Here is a 17761-nt window from a genome sequence, read left to right on the forward strand (position 1 = left end):
CCGTTTAGCGCCGGGTCCGCGGCGGAGGCGGCTATCTAGCCGACCCAGTTTTTCGTGTCAAGCAGTTCTTTTTAAAGAACTTTCTTTTCACGAAACCGCTCCGGAAGGAGCGGCGGAGGCGGCTATCTAGTGAGAGCCGATCTCCTTGTCAACCGGGCTTTTCAGCCTTTCTGCTTTTTCCGAAACCGAAGCTCCGAAGGCCGCAGTAAACCGCCGGGAAAACCGAGAGGCTATCCCTCAACTCAATCCAGCGATTCGATTGAAGCGCGGAAGCTAACCGATCCAACCACCCGAAGCAAGACGCTTTTCCAAACCCTTGCCCCGAACAAAACCCCGAAAACACCGTCTCCGAAGCCCGCTGGGCCAGCCCGTCTCCGAGCGAGGCGGCGATATACGTCCGCTCTTTGCGGGTGGCAATAGGCTTTTCACAAAAAGTCCAAGAAACTCAACGAACCAGAGTCGTCCGCGCCTTACTTCCGGCGCCCTTCACGTACGCGCGCGTCGGGAGAGCTAAAGAGAAATCGGCCTCAGGATGAAATTTTTATCCCAGACACGCACTTGAGCGACTGTTTTTGGCGTTCAAATCCCGCAGCGACGCCGCCGCAGGGTTCTTTCTTCCATAATTCGTGCATCCACGGTTGCGCCGCAACATTCGGCGAGGCATAAGAGCGCCAGTTCGAAAGGTCTTTCCTTGTCCCACCGCGCCGCCATCGTTGCGATCCCTAGCCCCGCGCAAGCGGCGGCCGATCTGCGCGTGCTGTCGCTGGGCGTACTCCTTCTCTCGGTAATTCTCATTCCGCTTAGCCAAGCGGTGTGGATGCCTGCGACCTGACCTGAACCCAGCCAGTTTCGCCCATTCACCCCGCTCCGGCTCCGGACGCGGGGTTTTTCTTGTGCCCAGCCCAACACCGACAGGCAAGAAGTTCCAACATCACAATGACGACGCCTTCTGACAGCACGAAACAACCTAACAGCCGCTCTGCGGCCGTCACCCAGGGCCCAAACCGGGCGGCGGCGCGGTCCTATCTGCGCGCGGCGGGCATGCAGGACGCCGATTTCGACAAGCCGATGATCGGCATCGTCAACACCTGGTCGACCGTCACCCCTTGCAACATGCACCTGGACCGTCTGGCCAAAGACGTGCGGGCCGGGATCGTCGCCGCAGGCGGCTATCCGGTCGATTTCAACACCATCGTCGTCACCGACGGCATCTCCATGGGCACGGCGGGGATGAAGGCCTCGCTGATCAGCCGCGAAATCGTCGCCGATTCCATCGAACTGGCCATCGAGGGGCATCAGCTGGACGGCGTCGTCTGCATCGTCGGCTGCGACAAGACGATTCCCGCCGCGGCCATGGCCCTGGCCCGCATGGATATCCCCGGCCTGGTCTATTACGGCGGGACCATCCTGCCCGGCGTCATCGGCACGAAGGAAGTCTCGGTCCAGGAAGTGTTCGAGGCCATCGGCGCCCACGCCGCCGGTTCGCTGGACGATGCGGGCCTGAAGGCGGTCGAGAGCGCGGTCTGCCCCGGCGCCGGCGCCTGCGGCGGCCAGTTCACCGCCAACACCATGGCCATGGCCCTGTCGATGATGGGGATCAGCCCCATGGGCGCCAATGACGTGCCCGCCGTCGATCCGGCCAAGGGCGCGGAAGGCGAGCGCTGCGGCCGCCTGATCGTCGAGCGCGTCTTCGCCGGAGACACCGCCCGCAAATACATCACCCGCGCCAGCCTGAAGAACGCGGCCATCGCCGTCTCGGCCTCGGGCGGATCGACCAACGCCGTCATGCACCTGACCGCCATCGCGGCCGAGGCGGGCGTCGATTTCGGCGTCGAGGACTGCCACCAGGCCTGCGTCGAGGCGCCGGTCATCTGCGACCTGAAGCCGGGCGGGCGTTTCCTGGCCTCGCACCTGTATGCGGCGGGCGGCACGCGCCTGGTCGCCCAGCGTCTGGCCGAGGCGGGCAAGATCGCCAACGTCCCGACCGTCTCGGGCCGCAGCCTGTTCGCCGAAGCCGGCGACGCCGAGGAGCAGCCCGGCCAACAGGTCGTGACCCGCTTCGAGGCGCCGGTCATGGCGCGCGGCTCCTACGCCGTCATCTATGGCGATGTCGCGCCTGAAGGCGCCGTCATCAAGCTGACCGGCCACAAGGTCGACCGCTTTGAAGGTCCGGCCGCCGTCTTCGACTGCGAGGAAGACGCCTTCCACGCGGTTCAGGACGGCTCGGTCGGCGAAGGCGACGTCATCATCATTCGCTACGAAGGCCCCAAGGGCGGCCCCGGCATGCGCGAGATGCTGCAGGTCACCGCCGCCTTGAAGGGCCGCAAGGTCGAGAACGTCGCCCTGCTGACCGACGGCCGCTTCTCGGGCGCCAGCTACGGCTTCGTCGCCGGCCACGTCTCGCCCGAAGCGGCGGCGGGCGGCCCGATCGCTCTCATTCGCGATGGCGATCCGATCGTCATCGACGTCACCAACCGAAGGATCGATGTGCTCGTCGATCTGGAGGCGCGCCGGGCGGACTTCGCCCCCAACCGGATCCGCCCGGCGCAAGGCGTCTTCGCGAAATACCGCGCCGCCGTCGCCTCCGCCTCGCAAGGGGCCGTGACCATTCCCAATCCGCCGCCGGCCCAGATCCCCGCCGATCTGGCCGCCTGCTCCACCGAAACCGCTGCTTCCTAAGGACGTCCTCCCATGGCCATCACCATCTACACTAATGAAGACATCAAGCCGGGCGCCATCGCCGGGCAACGCATCGCCGTCATCGGCTACGGCTCGCAGGGCCGCGCCCACGCCCAGAACCTGAAGGATTCGGGCCACGACGTGATCGTCGGCGTCCGTCACGGCGGCACGGGCTGGAAGCACGCGACCGAGGACGGCCTGGCCACGGCCGAGCCTGCCGAAGCCGTTCGCGGCGCTGACATCATCGCCATCCTGACGCCCGACATGATCCAGAACGAGATCTATCGCGACGTCATCGAGCCGAACGCCAAGCCCGGCTCGGCCCTGCTGTTCGCGCACGGCTTCTCGATCATCTACGGCCGCATCGCGCCGCGCGACGACATGGACGTCATCCTGGTGGCGCCCAAGGGGCCGGGCGATCTGGTCCGCCGCGAGTTCACGCGCGGCCGCGGCGTCCCCTCCCTGTTCGCCATCGAAAAGGACGCGACCGGCAAGGCGCGCGACCGCGCCATGGGCTACGCCAAGGGCATTGGCGGGGCGACCGGCGGCCTGCTTGAGACCTCGTTCCGCGAAGAGACGGAGACCGATCTGTTCGGCGAACAGGCCGTCCTGTGCGGCGGGGCCAAGGAACTGGTCATCCAGGGCTTCAACACCCTGGTCGAGGCCGGCTACCAGCCCGAGATCGCCTATTTCGAATGCCTGCACGAACTGAAGCTGATCGTGGACCTGTTCTACGAAGGCGGCATCTCCAAGATGCACCACTTCATCTCGGAAACGGCCAAGTGGGGCGCCGTCGCCTCAGGCCCGCGCGTCATCACCGACGAGACCCGCGCCCGCATGAAGACCGTGCTGGACGAGATCCAGAGCGGCCAGTTCGCGCGCGAGTGGATCGCCGAGAACGAGGCCGGCAAGCCGAAGTACGAGGCTCTGCTGGACGCCGATCGCAACAGTCAGATCGAACAGGTCGGCGCCCGTCTGCGCGACCGAATGGCCTGGCTGCAGACGGCCAAGCAGGCCGCCGCCTGACCCTCTGTATATATAAAGAGAGACTGATCCGATGAGCGCCGCCGCGCCCGCCCTGAAAACACCCCCCGCCCCGGCCGTCATGACCGGCGCGCGCCTGCTTGTCTCCAGCCTGGAGCGGATGGGCGTAGAGGTGGTGTTCGGCTATCCCGGCGGCGCCATCATGCCGATCTACGACGCCCTGACCGGCTCGTCGCTGAAGCACATCCTGGTCCGCCACGAACAGGCCGCCGCCTTCGCCGCCGACGCCTATGCCCGCCTGAGCGGCCGGGTCGGGGTCTGCATGGCCACCTCGGGCCCCGGCGCCACCAATCTGATCACCGGCATCGCCAACGCCATGATGGATTCGGCGCCGATGGTCTGCATCACCGGCAATGTCCCCCAAGGGGTCATGGGCACCGACGCCTTTCAGGAGATCGACATCCTGGGCGTCACCCTGCCGATCGTGAAACACTCCATCCTGGTCCGTGACGCCGCCGAGATTCCGGCCGCCATCGAACAGGCCTTCCACATCGCCGCCTCGGGCCGCCCCGGCCCGGTGCTGGTCGACCTGCCCAAGGACGTCCAGTTCGCCGAAACCGTCGCCCCGTTCGGCTTCAACATTCCCAATGAGACGCCCGCCGCCGACGCCGACGCCATCGCCGAGGCCGAGCGTTTCATCCGCACGTCTGAGCGCCCGCTGATCTACATCGGCGGCGGGGTGAAGATCGGCCGCGCGACCGAGGCCCTGCGCGCCTTCGCCGAGACCACCGGCATTCCCGTCGTCGCCACCCTGAACGCCCTGGGCACGGTGCCGACGGACGCGCCCGGCTTCCTGGGCATGCTGGGGATGCACGGCGCCCGCGCGGCCAATGAGGCGGTTCAGGCGTCCGACCTGCTGATCGTCATGGGAGCCCGCTTCGACGACCGCGCCACCGGCAAGCTGGCCGAGTTCGCCCCTCATGCCCGCGTCATCCACTTCGACGTCGACGCCTCCGAGATCGGCAAGCTGCGCGAGACCCACGTCGCCGTCGGCGGCGAGATCCGTCCGGCTATCGAGGCCCTGACCGCGCGCATGTCGGCGGCGCCGCTGGCGATCGACCCGTGGGTCATCCGCTGCGCCTCGGCGGCCGAGCGTCACGCCGCCCGCTATGACGCGCCGGGCGAAGGCGTCTACGCGCCCGCCCTGCTGAAGCAGTTGTCCGAAATGGCGGGCGACCGCTTCGTCGCCGCCTGCGACGTCGGCCAGCATCAGATGTGGGCCGCCCAGCACTGCCGCTTCGCCCGGCCTGAAGCCCACATCACCTCGGGCGGTCTGGGCGCCATGGGCTTCGGCCTGCCTGCCGGTCTGGGCGCCCAGATGGCCGACCCCGATGCGGTCGTCGTCACCATCGCCGGCGACGGCGGCTTCATGATGAACGTTCAGGAGCTGGCGACCCTGCGTCGTTATGGCGTGCCGCTGAAGATCGTCCTGCTGGACAACTCATCGCTGGGTCTGGTGCGCCAGTGGCAGGAGCTGTTCTTCTCGGAGAACTATTCCGAGATCGACCTGTCCGACAATCCGGACTTTGTAAAGGTGGCCGAGGCCTTCGGCGTCGAGGCCTTCCGCATCGACCGCCGCGACCAGGTCGAGGCCGGTCTGGCCCGCCTGCTGGCCGCCGAAGGCGCCTGTCTGGCCCACGTCGTCATCGACCCCAAGGAAAACGTCTGGCCGCTGGTGCCGCCGGGCAAGAGCAACGCTGAAATGATGGAAGGCGCATGATCATGAGCGACACCATTCACATCCAGATCGACCGAGCCGACGGCTCGCTTCAGCGTCTCATCGGCCTGGTGGAGCGCCGCGGCTTCCACATCGACGGCATGAGCATGGCCGATGAAGGCGCGATGCGCCGCATCGCCCTGACCGTTCGCGGGCGTGACGCCGCCCGCTCCATCGACAACCTGGGCCGCCAGATCGACCGCCTGATCGGCGTCGCGCGCATCCAGGCCCAAACCTTCCAGTCCGAGGCGGCGTAATGTCCCGAGTAGAACGCGTATCCAAAACCGCCCAGATTGCGGCGTCCGACCCCAACCGCGTCATCATCTTCGACACCACCCTGCGCGACGGCGAACAGGCCCCCGGCTTCTCCATGTCGGCCGTGGCCAAGCTGAAGATGGCCCATGTTCTGCGCGACCTGGGCGTGGACGTGATCGAGGCGGGCTTCGCCGCCGCCTCGCCGGGCGACGAGGAATGCATCCGCCGTGTGGCGGGCGAGATCGAGGGCCCGGTCTTCGCCTCCCTGTCGCGCGCCAACGAGAAGGACATCGACGCCTCCTTCCGCGCCCTGGCTCCGGCGCCGAAATCGCATCGTCGCTGCCACGTCTTCCTGGCCACCAGCCCGATTCACCGCTCGGCCAAGCTGCGCATGAGCACCAACGAGGTGCTGGCCACGATTTCGCGCACGGTGGAATACGCCGCCTCGATGTTCGACGACGTCGAGTTCTCGGCCGAGGACGCCTTCCGCACCGAGCCGGAGTTCCTGGCCGAAGCCCTGACGGCCGCCGCCGATGCCGGTGCCCAGACGCTGAACGTGCCCGACACGGTCGGTTACGCCACGCCGGAAGAGGCGCGCCAGCGGTTCGCCTATCTGGACGGGATCATCCGCCCGCGCCACGCGGACGTGATCTTCTCCTCGCATTGCCACAACGACCTGGGCCTGGCCGTCGCCAACTCCCTGGCCGCGGTCGAGGGCGGGGCGCGCCAGATCGAGGGCGCGATCAACGGCATCGGCGAACGGGCGGGCAACGCCTCGATCGAAGAAGTCATCATGGCCCTGCGCACCCGCGCGGACCGCTATGGGGCGACCGTCGCCGCCGAGAGCCGCCATCTGGTGCGCGCCTCCCAGACCCTGCGCGACGTGACCGAGACGGTCATCGCCCGCAACAAGGCCATCGTCGGCCTGAACGCCTTCGCCCACGAGGCCGGGATCCACCAGCACGGCATGATGGCCGACGCCCGCACCTACGAGATCATGCGTCCCGAGGACGTCGGTTTCGAGGGCAGCTACTTCGTGCTGGGCAAGCATTCCGGCCGCCATGCGGTCGGCAAGCGGGCCGAGGCTCTGGGCCATGTGCTGGAAGGCCAGCGCCTGGCCGACGTCTTCGCCGGCTTCAAGCAACGCGCCGACCAAATCGGCGAAATCAATGACGCGGAACTGACCGCCATCATCGCGGCCGTCACGGCCTCCGCACCACAGGATACGACCTATGCAACCGCTGGCTAAGAACATCTGGATCAACGGCGAACTGACGGCGTGGGAGAACGCCACGGTTCACGTCATGAGCCACGCCCTGCACTACGGCACTTCGGTGTTCGAGGGCATCCGCGTCTATGACACCCCCAACGGTCCGTGCGGCTTCCGCCTGACCGACCACATCCGCCGCCTGTTCGACAGCGCGCGCATCTACCACTTCCCCATGCCTTATAATGAGGACGAGCTGGTTCAGGCCTGCAAGGAGGTGGTGCGCGCCGAGGGTCTGCGTTCGGCCTATCTGCGGCCGCTGGCCTTCCTGGGCGAGTGCGGCATGGGCGTCAGCCCCTCGGCCGAGGCGATCCGCAGCGATGTGATGATCTCGGCCTTCGCCTGGGGCGCCTACCTGGGCGAAGAAGCGTTGGAGAAGGGCGTCGACGCCTGCATCTCCAGTTGGAACCGCGTGGCCCCGAACACCGTCCCGGCGGGCGCCAAGGCGGGCGGCAACTATCTGTCCTCCTATCTGATCGGACGCGAGGCCCGCGTGCGCGGCTTCGGCGAAGGCATCGCCCTGGGCGCCGACGGCCTGCTGTCCGAGGGCGCGGGCGAGAACCTGTTCATCGTCAAGGACGGGGTGCTGATGACCCCGCCCGCCGCCGCCTCCATCCTGCAGGGCATCACCCGCGACAGCGTGATGAAGCTGGCGCGCGGCCTGGGCTATGAGGCGCGCGAACAGGTGCTGCCGCGCGAAGCCCTCTATGTCGCCGACGAGGTCTTCATGACCGGCACGGCGGCCGAGATCACCCCCGTCCGCTCCATCGACGGCATCATGACCCGCGCAGGCGGCCCCGGCCCGGTGACGAAGGCGGTCAACAAGGCCTTCCGCGGCCTGTTCGACGGCACGACGCCCGACCGCTTCGGCTGGCTGGAGCCCATCGGCGAAGCGGCCGCCGCCCCAACCAGGGAGCGCGCGCATGAGCCAGCCTAAAACCCTGTATCAGAAGGTCTGGGACCGGCACGTCGTCGTGCCGGAAACCGCCGAGACTCCGGGCGTCATGTATGTGGACCTGCATCTGGTCCACGAAGTCACCTCGCCCCAGGCCTTCTCCGAAATCGAGGCGCGCGGGCTGAAGGTCCGCCGCCCCGACCGCACCTTCGCCACCTTGGACCACTCGACCCCCACCCTGCCCGCCGGGCCGGACGGGCAACGCCCCTATGTCACAGAACAGGCGCGCCGTCAGGTCGAGACGCTGGAGGCCAACTGCGCCCGTCATAACGTCGAACTGGCGGGCTGGGGCTCGGACCAGCGCGGCGTCGTCCACGTCATGGGGCCGGAGCTGGGCCTGACCCAGCCGGGCATGACCGTCGTCTGCGGCGACAGCCACACCGCCACCCACGGCGCCTTCGGGGCGCTGGCCTTCGGCATCGGCACCTCGGAAGTCGGCCATGTGCTGGCGACCCAGTGTCTGCTGCAGCGACGGGCCAAGGCCATGCGGGTGACGGTCGACGGAGCCTTGCGCCCCGGCGTGTCCGGCAAGGACGTGGCGTTGGCCGTCATCGCCGCCATCGGCTTCGGCGGCGGCACCGGCTACGTCATCGAATACGCCGGCCAAGCCGTCCGGTCGCTGGACATGGAAGGTCGCATGACCCTGTGCAACATGTCCATCGAGGCGGGCGCGCGGGCGGGCATGATCGCCCCTGACCAGACCACTGTCGACTGGCTGCGCGGCCGTCGCCATGTCCCCGCCGACTATGAGGCCGCCGCAGCCGACTGGCTGAGTCTGGCCTCGGACCCCGACGCGGTCTTCGACAAGGAGGTCGTGCTGGACGGCGCCGCCATCCGCCCGATGGCCACCTGGGGCACCACCCCGGACGCAGGCGCCCCCGTCGGCGCGCCCGTGCCGCAGCCGCGCTCGGCCTCGGACCAGAAGGCCATCGACTACATGGGCTTCACCGCCGGCGAGGCGGCCACCGGCCACAAGGTCGACGTCGTCTTCATCGGCAGTTGCACCAACGGCCGCCTGCCCGACCTGCGCGCCGCCGCCGACGTCCTGCGCGGCCGCAAGGTCCAGCCGGGCGTGCGGATGCTGGTCGTCCCCGGCTCGGAAGCCGTCCGCCGCGACGCCGAGGCCGAAGGTCTGGATCGGGTCTTCACCGAGGCGGGCGCCGAATGGCGCATCCCCGGCTGCTCCATGTGCATCGCCATGAACGGGGACTTCGTCGCGCCGGGCCAGTTGGCCGTCTCGACCTCCAACCGCAATTTCGAGGGCCGCCAGGGCAAGGGCGCCCGCACCATTCTGGCCAGCCCCGCCACCGCCGCCGCCAGCGCCGTGGCGGGCGTCCTGACCGACCCGCGCGTCTATCTGGAGGCGGCCGCCCATGTCTGAGCCCTTCAAGACCCTGACGTCGAAGACCCTGACCCTGAGTCAGGCCAACATCGACACCGACCAGATCATCCCCGCGCGTTTCCTGACCACCACGACGCGCGAGGGTCTGGGCGCCCACGCCTTCCACGACTGGCGCTATGAGGCCGACGGTTCGCCCAAGCCCGAGGCGGTGCTGAACCGCATCGACCCGACCGAACAGCGCATCCTGCTGGCGGGGCCGAACTTCGCCTGCGGCTCGTCGCGCGAACACGCGCCGTGGGCCCTGCTGGACTACGGCTTCCGGGCGGTGATCTCGACCGAGATCGCCGACATCTTCACCTCCAACGCCCTGAAGAACGGCTTCCTGCCCATCGTCGTCGATCAGGCGACCTGGGACGACCTGGCCGCCCACCCGGAACAGCCGGTGACGATTGATCTGGACGCCAGTGAGATCCGGCGCGGCAACGCCCCGGCCGTGCCGTTCAAGGTCGAGTCCTTCGCCCGTCAGTGCCTGCTGGACGGGGTCGACGCCCTCGGCTGGCTTCAGTCGAAACTGCCCTACGTCACCACCTTTGAACGCCTGAGAAACGACGCCTTTCAGCCGGAGACCGCCTGATGACCGCCCATGAAACGCCCGTCGCCCGCACCTTCGACATCGCCGTCCTGCCCGGCGACGGGGTCGGTCCCGAAGTCGCCCTGGCCGCCCAGCGGGTGTTGACCTGCATCGGCGACATCTACGGGCACCGCTTCAACTTCACCGAACACCTGATCGGCGGCGCCGCCATCGACGCGACGGGCGAGTCCCTGCCGGAAGAGACGAAAGCCGCCTGTCTGGCCTCCGACGCCGTGCTGCTGGGCGCGGTCGGCGGGCCCAAGTGGGACGGCGCCCCGGTGCGGCCGGAACAGGGCCTGCTGGCCATCCGCAAGGCCATGGGCCTGTACGCCAACCTGCGCCCGTTGCAGGTCTCGCCGGTCCTGGCCCACCGCTCGCCGCTGAAGAAGGAGATCGTCGAGGGCGTCGATCTGATCGTCTTCCGCGAACTGACCAGCGGCGTCTATTTCGGCGAGCGCACCCGCACCGAAACCAGCGCCTCGGACCTGTGCGTCTATACGGTCGAGGAGATCGAGCGCGTCGCGCGCGCCGCCTTCCAGGCCGCCGAACAACGGCGCGGCAAGGTCACTTCGGTCGACAAGGCCAACGTCATGGAGACCAGTCGCCTGTGGCGCGAGGTCGTGACCCGCATCCACGCCGAGGAATATCCGCAGATCACCCTGGAGCACGCCCTGGTCGACTCCATGGCCATGCACCTGATCCGCAAGCCGCGCGACTATGACGTCATCCTGACCGAGAACATGTTCGGCGACATCCTGTCAGACGAGATCTCTGTGCTGGGCGGCTCCATCGGCCTGCTGCCCTCGGCCTCCCTGGGCGCCGACGGGCCGGGCCTGTTCGAGCCGATCCACGGCTCGGCGCCCGACATCGCCGGACAGGATCTGGCCAATCCGGTCGGCATGGTGCTGTCGGCGGCCATGATGCTGCGCCACAGCTTCGATCTGGAGGATGAGGCCGATTCCATCGAGGCGGCGGTCGCCGCCGTCCTGGCCTCGGGCGCCGTCACCGCCGATCTGGGCGGGCCGCTGGGCACGGTGTCGGCCACCCGCGCCATCGTCGACGCCATCCGCGCCATCCACTGGGCGGCGGCGCGCCATGTGCCGATGCACTGGGCCTAGACGGGGTTGCCATAAGACAGAGACAAGAGGCGGGCCGCGGTCCGCCTCTTTTCAATTCAGCCGTCGATCAGGCCCTGAAGCGCCTTGGCCATACGGTCGCGCAGGCGGCCCCGCTGTTCATCCGTCAGAGCCGAAAAGCCGTCCGACAGCTCGCGGCCGATGGCCATGCCCATGATCAGGCCGGACGCGAGGCGCGCCCGCACGGCCGCGTCCTCGCCGCCGATCCACTGAGTCAGGGGATCGAAGAAGCGGTTGTTCGCCGTGCGCTGCACCACGTCCATCGCCTTGGTCGAGCCGATCGAGCGCAACAGGATCAACAGGCCGCGCATCTTCTCGCCGGTCGGGTCAGCCTCGCACCGAGCCGCCTCGCCATAGACGACTTCCGTCGCCAGGCGCTGGCCGAAATCGGCGCGGTCGCCTTCCATCAGGTCACGCCCGTTCTTGCAGCTGTCCAGCACCGCCAGGAACAGATCTTCCTTCGAGCCGAAATAGCGGCTGATCAGCGCCGCATCGACGCCGACGTCGCGCGCCACGTCGCGCATGCCGACATCATCATAGCTTTCCGCGCAGAAACGCTCGCGCGCCGCCTCCAGAATGGCCTGGCGGGTGGCGTTGGCGTTACGCGGCCGGGGAACGTCGCAAAGGACCAATTGGTCGCACTCCAATAAACCTTACGGACTATATGGCCTTGTCATCAGGCGTTGACAAGCGTCGCCTTCGTCGTCTTTAAGTCAGCCGGTGTTGACTGGACGCCTTCTCCCCAAAGAGCGACAGTCTCTCTGATCACGTTACTCCCAAGGAGATTGCGCCGATGCGCACGGTTAAGATCGCGGCCGCGTCCGCTTTGATGGCGGCCGCCCTCTATGGCTGTTCCAAGGGACAGGAGGCGCCCGCCCAGGGCGCGCCGCCCGTCACGGTGGCCGCGCCCCTGTCGCAACAGGTCGTCGACTGGGACGAATTCACCGGCCGCTTCGAGGCGCCTCGCTCGGTCGACGTACGGGCGCGCGTCGGCGGCTACATCCAGTCGGTCCACTTCAAGGACGGCGACTTCGTGCGCCAGGGCCAGTTGCTGTTCACCCTGGACCCGCGTCCGGCCCAGGCCGCCCTGGCCTCGGCCCGCGCACAACTGGCCCAGGGCCAGGCCCAGCTGACGCTGGCCCGTACGGAACTGACCCGCGCCGAGGGCCTGCTGGCCTCGCAGGCCGTGTCCCAGGCCGAGGTCGACGCCAAGCGCGGCGCCGTCCAGACCGCCGAGGCCGCCGTGGCCGCCGCCAACGCCGCCATCCGCGCCCGTCAGTTGGACGTGGAGTTCACCCGCGTCACCGCCCCGATCTCGGGCCGCGTGTCCGACCGCCGGGTCGATCCGGGCAACCTGATCGGCGGCGGCTCGTCGGCCGGCGACGTCCTGACCACCATCGTCTCGTCCTCGCCGATCTACTTCGTCTTCGACGGCTCCGAAGCCCTGGCGTTGAAGTACCAGCGCGACGCCCGCAACGGTTCGGCCCCGATCCGCATCCGCCTGCAGGACGAGACCAGCTACGACCGCACCGGTACGCTGGACTTCACCGACAACGCCATCGACGCCTCCTCGGGCACCATTCGCCTGCGCGCCGTGGTGCAGAACGCCGACGGCTTCCTGAAGCCCGGCATGTTCGGTCACGCCCAACTGGCCGGTTCGGGCGGGTACGCCGCCATGCTGGTGCCGGATTCCGCCGTCGTCACCGACGGCCCGCGCAAGGTGGTCTACGTCGTCGCCAAGGATGGCACGGTCGGCGCCAAGCCGGTCCAGCTGGGTCCGCTGGCCAACGGCCTGCGCGTCGTGCGCACGGGCCTGACGCCGGACGACCGCGTCATCATCAACGGCCTTCAGCGCGCCCGCCCGGGCCAGAAGGTCACCGCCCAGAACGGAACCATCAAGGCTGAGGAAACCAAGGCCGACGCGCCCGCGACCACGGCCCCCGTCGCTTCGTCCGCCACCTTCGTCGCCAGCGCCGGCTGAGGAGGAGGCTCACGAGCCGGAACCTGATCCATGAACATATCCCGCTTCTTCATCGACCGGCCGATCTTCGCGATCGTGATCTCGGTCTTCATCACCCTGATCGGCGCCTTCGCCATGCCGATGCTGCCGCTCGCGCAGTATCCGGACATCGCGCCGCCGACGATCAGCGTGAACGCCTCCTACGCCGGCGCTTCGGCTGAAACCCTGTCCGAAACGGTCGCCGCGCCGCTCGAACAGGAGATCAACGGCGTCGAGAACATGCTTTACATGACCTCGTCGTCCACCTCGGACGGCCGGGTCACCGTGACCGTGACTTTCCAGCCCGGCACCGACCTCGACACCGCCCAGGTGCTGGTCCAGAACCGGGTCGCCCTGGCCGAGCCGCGCCTTCCGGCGCAGGTCCGTCAGGTCGGCGTCGTCGTCAACAAGGAGTCGACCGGCTTCCTGATGCTGGCCTCGCTGACGTCCGACGATCCCGGCATCGACAGCGACTATCTGGGCAACATGGCCCAGTCGACGATCCGCGACCGCCTGCTGCGGATCGACGGCGTCGGCGGCATCCAGGTCTTCGGCGGCGGCAACTACTCCATGCGCATCTGGATCGATCCGGCCAAGGCGGCCGCACGCGACCTGACCGCGCCCGAGATCGTCGCCGCCCTGCAGGCCCAGAACGTCCAGGCCGCCGGCGGTTCGATCGGCCAGCCTCCCTTCCCGACCAACGCCGCCGCCTTCGAGCTGCCGGTTCAGGTCGAGGGCCGTCTGTCGGCTCCGGAAGAGTTCGGCAAGGTCGTGCTCAAGACCGATGCTCAAGGGCGCGTGACCCGCGTCAGCGACGTCGCCCGCATCGAGCTGGGTTCGGAAATCTACGGCGTCGAAGGCTACTTCAACGGCCAGCGCGGCGTCGGCATCGCCGTCATCCAGCAGCCGGGCTCCAACGCCCTGTCGACCGCCAAGGCGGTCATCGCCGAGCTGGACGCCATCAAGGCCGACTTCCCGCCCGGCGTGAAGTACGCCATCCCCTATAACCCGACGGAATACGTCGCCGCCTCGGTCTCGGCCGTGGAGCACGTGCTGATCGAAGCCGTCTTCCTGGTGATGATCGTCATCCTGGTCTTCCTGCAGACCTGGCGCGCGGCCATCATCCCCATCATCGCCATCCCGGTGGCCCTGGTCGGCACCTTCGCGGTGCAGCTGGCCCTGGGCTATTCGATCAACTCCCTGTCGCTGTTCGCCCTGGTTCTGGCCGTCGGCATCGTCGTCGACGACGCCATCATCGTGGTCGAGAACGTCGAGCGCTACATCCGCGAGGGTCTGACGCCCAAGGAAGCGGCCTACCGCTCGATGCAGGAAGTGTCGGGCGCCCTGATCGCCATCTCCCTGGTGCTGACCTCGGTGTTCGTGCCGACGGCCTTCGTTCCCGGCATCCCCGGCATCTTCTTCCGTCAGTTCGCCGTCACCATCGCCTCGGCGACTCTGATCTCGCTTCTGGTGTCGCTGACGCTGTCGCCAGCCCTGGCCGCGCTTCTGCTGAAGCCGCACAAGGAGCACGACCATCACCGCAAGCCGGGCCTGTTCGGCACGGTGACTTATTACCTCGGCTGGGCCGGGGCCAAGTTCAACGAAGGCTTCGACTGGGTCTCGGACCGCTACGGCCGCCTGACGGCCAAGCTGATCCGCATGGTCACCATCATGCTCGTCATCTACGCCGCCCTGCTGGCGCTGACGGGCTGGCGCATGGCCGACACCCCGACCGGCTTCATCCCGGACCAGGACCAGGGCGTGCTGATCGGCGTCGTCCAGCTTCCGCCGGGCGCCTCGCTGGAACGCACCAAGGCCGCCATGAACAAGGCCGTGGACATCGTCCGCAAGGCCGACGGCGTGCAGGAAGTCACCGCCTTCGCCGGCCTGGACGGCTCCAGCTTCTCGCTGTCGTCCAACGCCGCCACCATGTTCATCAAGCTCAAGGACTATGAAGAGCGCACCACGCCCGAACTGGAAGCCTCGGCCCTGGCCGGCGCGCTCAGCGGGGCGACCGGCGTCATCGAGGAAGCCAGCATCTTCATGCTGTCGCCCCCGCCCGTTCAGGGCATGGGCACCGGCTCGGGCTTCAAGATGATGATCCAGGACCGTTCCGGCGCCGGCTTCAAGGCTCTGGAAGGCGCGACCTTCGCCATGATGGGCGCGGCCGCCCAGGCGCCGGATCAGGTGCAGCAGGTGTTCAGCCTCTACAACACCGGCTCGCCGCGCATCGCCGCCGAAGTCGACCGCGACAAGGCCCTGCTGATGGGCGTCCAGCCCTCGACCGTGTTCAGCACCCTGGGCACCTACCTCGGCTCGACCTACGTCAACGACTTCAACTTCCTGGGCCGCACCTTCCGTGTGACCGCCCAAGCTGAGCCCGCCTATCGCGACGAGCTGGCCGATATCGCCAACCTGAAGGTCCGTTCGGGCTCGGGCGGGATGGTGCCGATCGGTTCGGTGGCGACCCTGGCCGACGATTCCGGCCCGGCGCGCGTGGTCCGCTACAACCTGTTCCCGGCTTCGGAACTGCAGGGTGAAGCGGCGCCCGGCGTGTCGACCGGCGACGCCATCGCCACGATGGAGCAGCTGGCGGCCCAGACCCTGCCGGAAGGCTTCAGCTACGAGTGGACCGAAATCGCCCTGCAGGAGAAGCAGGCGGCGGGCGGCGCGACCATCATCTTCATCATGGCGGTGGTGTTCGTCTTCCTGGTGCTGGCCGCTCAGTATGAGGCCTTCACCCTGCCGCTGGCGGTCATCCTGATCGTGCCGATGTGTATCCTGGCGGCCATTATCGGGGTGAACCTGCATGGTCTGGACAACAACATCCTGACCCAGGTCGGCCTGGTGGTCCTGATCGCCCTGGCGGCCAAGAACGCCATCCTGATCGTGGAGTTCGCCAAGCAGGCCGAGGACGAAGAGGGCCTGAACCGTTGGGACGCCGCCGTCCAGGCCGCGCGCCAGCGTCTGCGCCCGATCCTGATGACCTCGTTCGCCTTCATCTTCGGCGTGCTGCCCCTGGCCATCGCCACGGGCCCCGGCTCGGAGATGCAGAACGCCCTGGGCATCGCGGTGGTCTATGGGATGCTGGGGGTGACCTTCTTCGGTCTGATCTTCACCCCCGTCTTCTACGTCATCTGTCGCTGGATGGCGGGCAAGCTGCCCAAGGCGCCGGGCAAGGAGCGCGAGCTCCCCACCAGCTTCGGCGCTCCGCCGCACGACCCCTTTGACCCCGACGGCCCGGAACCGGCTCCCGCCGCTCCGCGCCAGGGAGATGCGTAAAATGAACGGCAAACTCCGCACTCTGCTGACCGCCGCAGGGTCGGCGGCCCTGCTCGCCGCTTGCGCGGTGGGCCCCAAGGCGCCGCTCCCCACGATCCCGGCCGAAGGCCAGGGCGCCTTCGTCGGCTCGCAATCCGCCTCGGTTTCGACCGAGGCGGCCCGCGACGACTGGTGGCGGCTGTATCAGGATCCGACCCTCGACGGCCTGATCCAGCAAGCCCTGACCGAGAACAACGAGCTGGAGGCGGCCGCGGCCAATCTGCGCGCCGTCCGGGCCTCGCTGTCCGAAGCCCGCTCGGGCCGGTTCCCGACCACCACGACCTCGGCCGCCTACAACCGCAGCCGGGCCTCGACCGACACCGTGCCCACCGCCGGCGGCGCCAAGCTGCCGGAGGTCGACACCTATGACGTCGGCCTGGACGTGGCCTATGAGATCGACCTGTTCGGCCGGGTGGAGTCGTCCATCCGCGCCGCGCGGGGCGACGTGGCCGCCGCCGCCGCCGCCCTGGAGGTCGTGCGGGTGACGGTCGCGGCCGAAACGGCCCGGGCCTACGCCGACACCTGCTCGGCCAACGCCCAGATCGCCGTGGCCGAACGGACCATCGACCTGCAGGCCAAAACGGTCGACCTGACCCAGCGCCTGCTGGACGGGGGCGCCGGCAACGGCCTGGACGTCGCCCGCGCCCGCGCCGCCCTGGAACAGACCCGCGCCAGCCTGCCGCCCCTGCGGGCGTCGCGCGACGGCGCCTTGTTCCGCCTGGCCACCCTGACCGGCCGCACCCCGGCCGAGGCCAGCGAGGCGGCTCGCGCCTGCCAGTCCCCGCCGCAGCTGTCGCAGCCGATTCCGGTCGGCGACGGCGCCGCGCTTCTGGCCCGTCGTCCCGACGTGCGTCAGGCGGAGGCCCGCCTGTCGGCCGCCGCCGCTCGCGTCAACGTCGCCACCGCCGGCCTCTACCCAAGCATCCGCCTGGGCGGGTCGCTGGGCTCGACGGCGCTCGACGCCTCGGACCTGGGCGAGGACGCCAACTTCCGCTTCAGCGTCGGCCCGCTGATCTCCTGGTCCTTCCCCAACGTCTGGGCGGCACGGGCCCGGATCAAGCAGGCCGGCGCCCAGTCGGACGCGGCCCTGGCGACCTTCGACCAGACCGTGCTGACGGCGCTGCAGGAGACCGAGACGGCGCTCAGCGCCTACGCCAACGAGCTGGACCGCCGCACGGCCCTGCGCACCGCGCGGGATCAAGCGGCTACGGCGGCGCGCCTGTCGCGCCTGCGCTTCGACGCCGGCGCCGACAGCTTCCTGACGGTGCTCGATTCCGAGCGCACCCTGGCCGGCGCCGACGCCGCCCTGGCCGCTTCGGAAGCCCAGGTCGTCACCTACCAGATCGGCCTGTTCAAGGCCTTGGCGGGTGGTTGGGAACAGGCTCCCGATCCCGAAGCCTGAACTTCAGCCTCAA

The 17761-nt window shown here is 68.4% G+C and carries 13 protein-coding genes; 12 read left to right on the top strand and 1 reads right to left on the bottom strand.

All coding sequences use genetic code 11. From position 1 onward, the window contains the following. Nucleotides 1–936: 936 nt before the first annotated feature. The 9 genes from ilvD to leuB are packed head-to-tail and all read left to right on the top strand — an operon-like array spanning nt 937 to nt 11008. Nucleotides 937–2679, top strand: a complete 1743-nt coding sequence (gene ilvD / locus FGL25_RS14765; RefSeq protein WP_138142114.1) for a dihydroxy-acid dehydratase — start codon at nt 937–939, stop codon at nt 2677–2679. Between the two features lie 12 nt (nt 2680–2691). Beyond that, entirely contained in the window at nt 2692–3705 is a 1014-nt protein-coding gene (gene ilvC / locus FGL25_RS14770; protein WP_138142116.1) for a ketol-acid reductoisomerase, read from the top strand. 31 nt (nt 3706–3736) lie between these two features. Next, on the top strand, nt 3737–5443 hold the full coding sequence (ilvG, locus tag FGL25_RS14775) for an acetolactate synthase 2 catalytic subunit (RefSeq protein WP_138142118.1): 1707 nt from the start codon (nt 3737–3739) through the stop codon (nt 5441–5443). 2 nt (nt 5444–5445) lie between these two features. Then, nucleotides 5446–5697 carry an ACT domain-containing protein gene (locus tag FGL25_RS14780; protein WP_046653132.1) on the top strand — a complete coding sequence of 84 codons (252 nt, stop codon included), beginning with the start codon at nt 5446–5448 and terminating at the stop codon, nt 5695–5697. Beyond that, nucleotides 5697–6944, top strand: a complete 1248-nt coding sequence (locus FGL25_RS14785) for a 2-isopropylmalate synthase (protein ID WP_138142119.1) — start codon at nt 5697–5699, stop codon at nt 6942–6944. The genes FGL25_RS14780 and FGL25_RS14785 overlap by 1 nt, the downstream gene beginning before the upstream one ends. Further along, nucleotides 6928–7899 (top strand): branched-chain amino acid transaminase, encoded by a 972-nt coding sequence (locus FGL25_RS14790; RefSeq protein WP_138142120.1) that lies wholly within the window; start codon nt 6928–6930, stop codon nt 7897–7899. The genes FGL25_RS14785 and FGL25_RS14790 overlap by 17 nt, the downstream gene beginning before the upstream one ends. Continuing rightward, nucleotides 7886–9298, top strand: a complete 1413-nt coding sequence (gene leuC / locus FGL25_RS14795) for a 3-isopropylmalate dehydratase large subunit (RefSeq protein WP_138142121.1) — start codon at nt 7886–7888, stop codon at nt 9296–9298. The genes FGL25_RS14790 and leuC overlap by 14 nt, the downstream gene beginning before the upstream one ends. Then, nucleotides 9291–9893, top strand: a complete 603-nt coding sequence (leuD, locus tag FGL25_RS14800) for a 3-isopropylmalate dehydratase small subunit (RefSeq protein WP_138142122.1) — start codon at nt 9291–9293, stop codon at nt 9891–9893. The genes leuC and leuD overlap by 8 nt, the downstream gene beginning before the upstream one ends. Then, nucleotides 9893–11008: a 3-isopropylmalate dehydrogenase gene (gene leuB, locus FGL25_RS14805; protein WP_088410875.1), complete on the top strand. Its 1116-nt coding sequence runs from the start codon at nt 9893–9895 to the stop codon at nt 11006–11008. Before leuD ends, leuB begins: the two co-directional genes overlap by 1 nt. A gap of 56 nt (nt 11009–11064) precedes the next feature. Here leuB and FGL25_RS14810 read toward each other — a convergent pair whose 3' ends face one another. Beyond that, entirely contained in the window at nt 11065–11658 is a 594-nt protein-coding gene (locus FGL25_RS14810; protein ID WP_003166716.1) for a TetR/AcrR family transcriptional regulator, read from the bottom strand. A 161-nt stretch (nt 11659–11819) separates the two neighbouring features. Here FGL25_RS14810 and FGL25_RS14815 point away from each other — a divergent pair, with 161 nt between their 5' ends. Genes FGL25_RS14815 through FGL25_RS14825 form a run of 3 tightly spaced genes read left to right on the top strand, consistent with a single transcriptional unit; the run spans nt 11820 to nt 17748 of the window. Beyond that, on the top strand, nt 11820–13007 hold the full coding sequence (locus tag FGL25_RS14815; RefSeq protein WP_138142123.1) for an efflux RND transporter periplasmic adaptor subunit: 1188 nt from the start codon (nt 11820–11822) through the stop codon (nt 13005–13007). A gap of 30 nt (nt 13008–13037) precedes the next feature. Then, nucleotides 13038–16307: an efflux RND transporter permease subunit gene (locus FGL25_RS14820; RefSeq protein WP_040346509.1), complete on the top strand. Its 3270-nt coding sequence runs from the start codon at nt 13038–13040 to the stop codon at nt 16305–16307. Nucleotide 16308: 1 nt separating this feature from the next. Next, nucleotides 16309–17748 (top strand): efflux transporter outer membrane subunit, encoded by a 1440-nt coding sequence (locus FGL25_RS14825; RefSeq protein WP_138142124.1) that lies wholly within the window; start codon nt 16309–16311, stop codon nt 17746–17748. Nucleotides 17749–17761: the final 13 nt, after the last annotated feature.

It is taken from the genome of Brevundimonas vancanneytii, assembly GCF_901421975.1.
Taxonomy (GTDB): Bacteria; Pseudomonadota; Alphaproteobacteria; order Caulobacterales; family Caulobacteraceae; genus Brevundimonas; species Brevundimonas diminuta.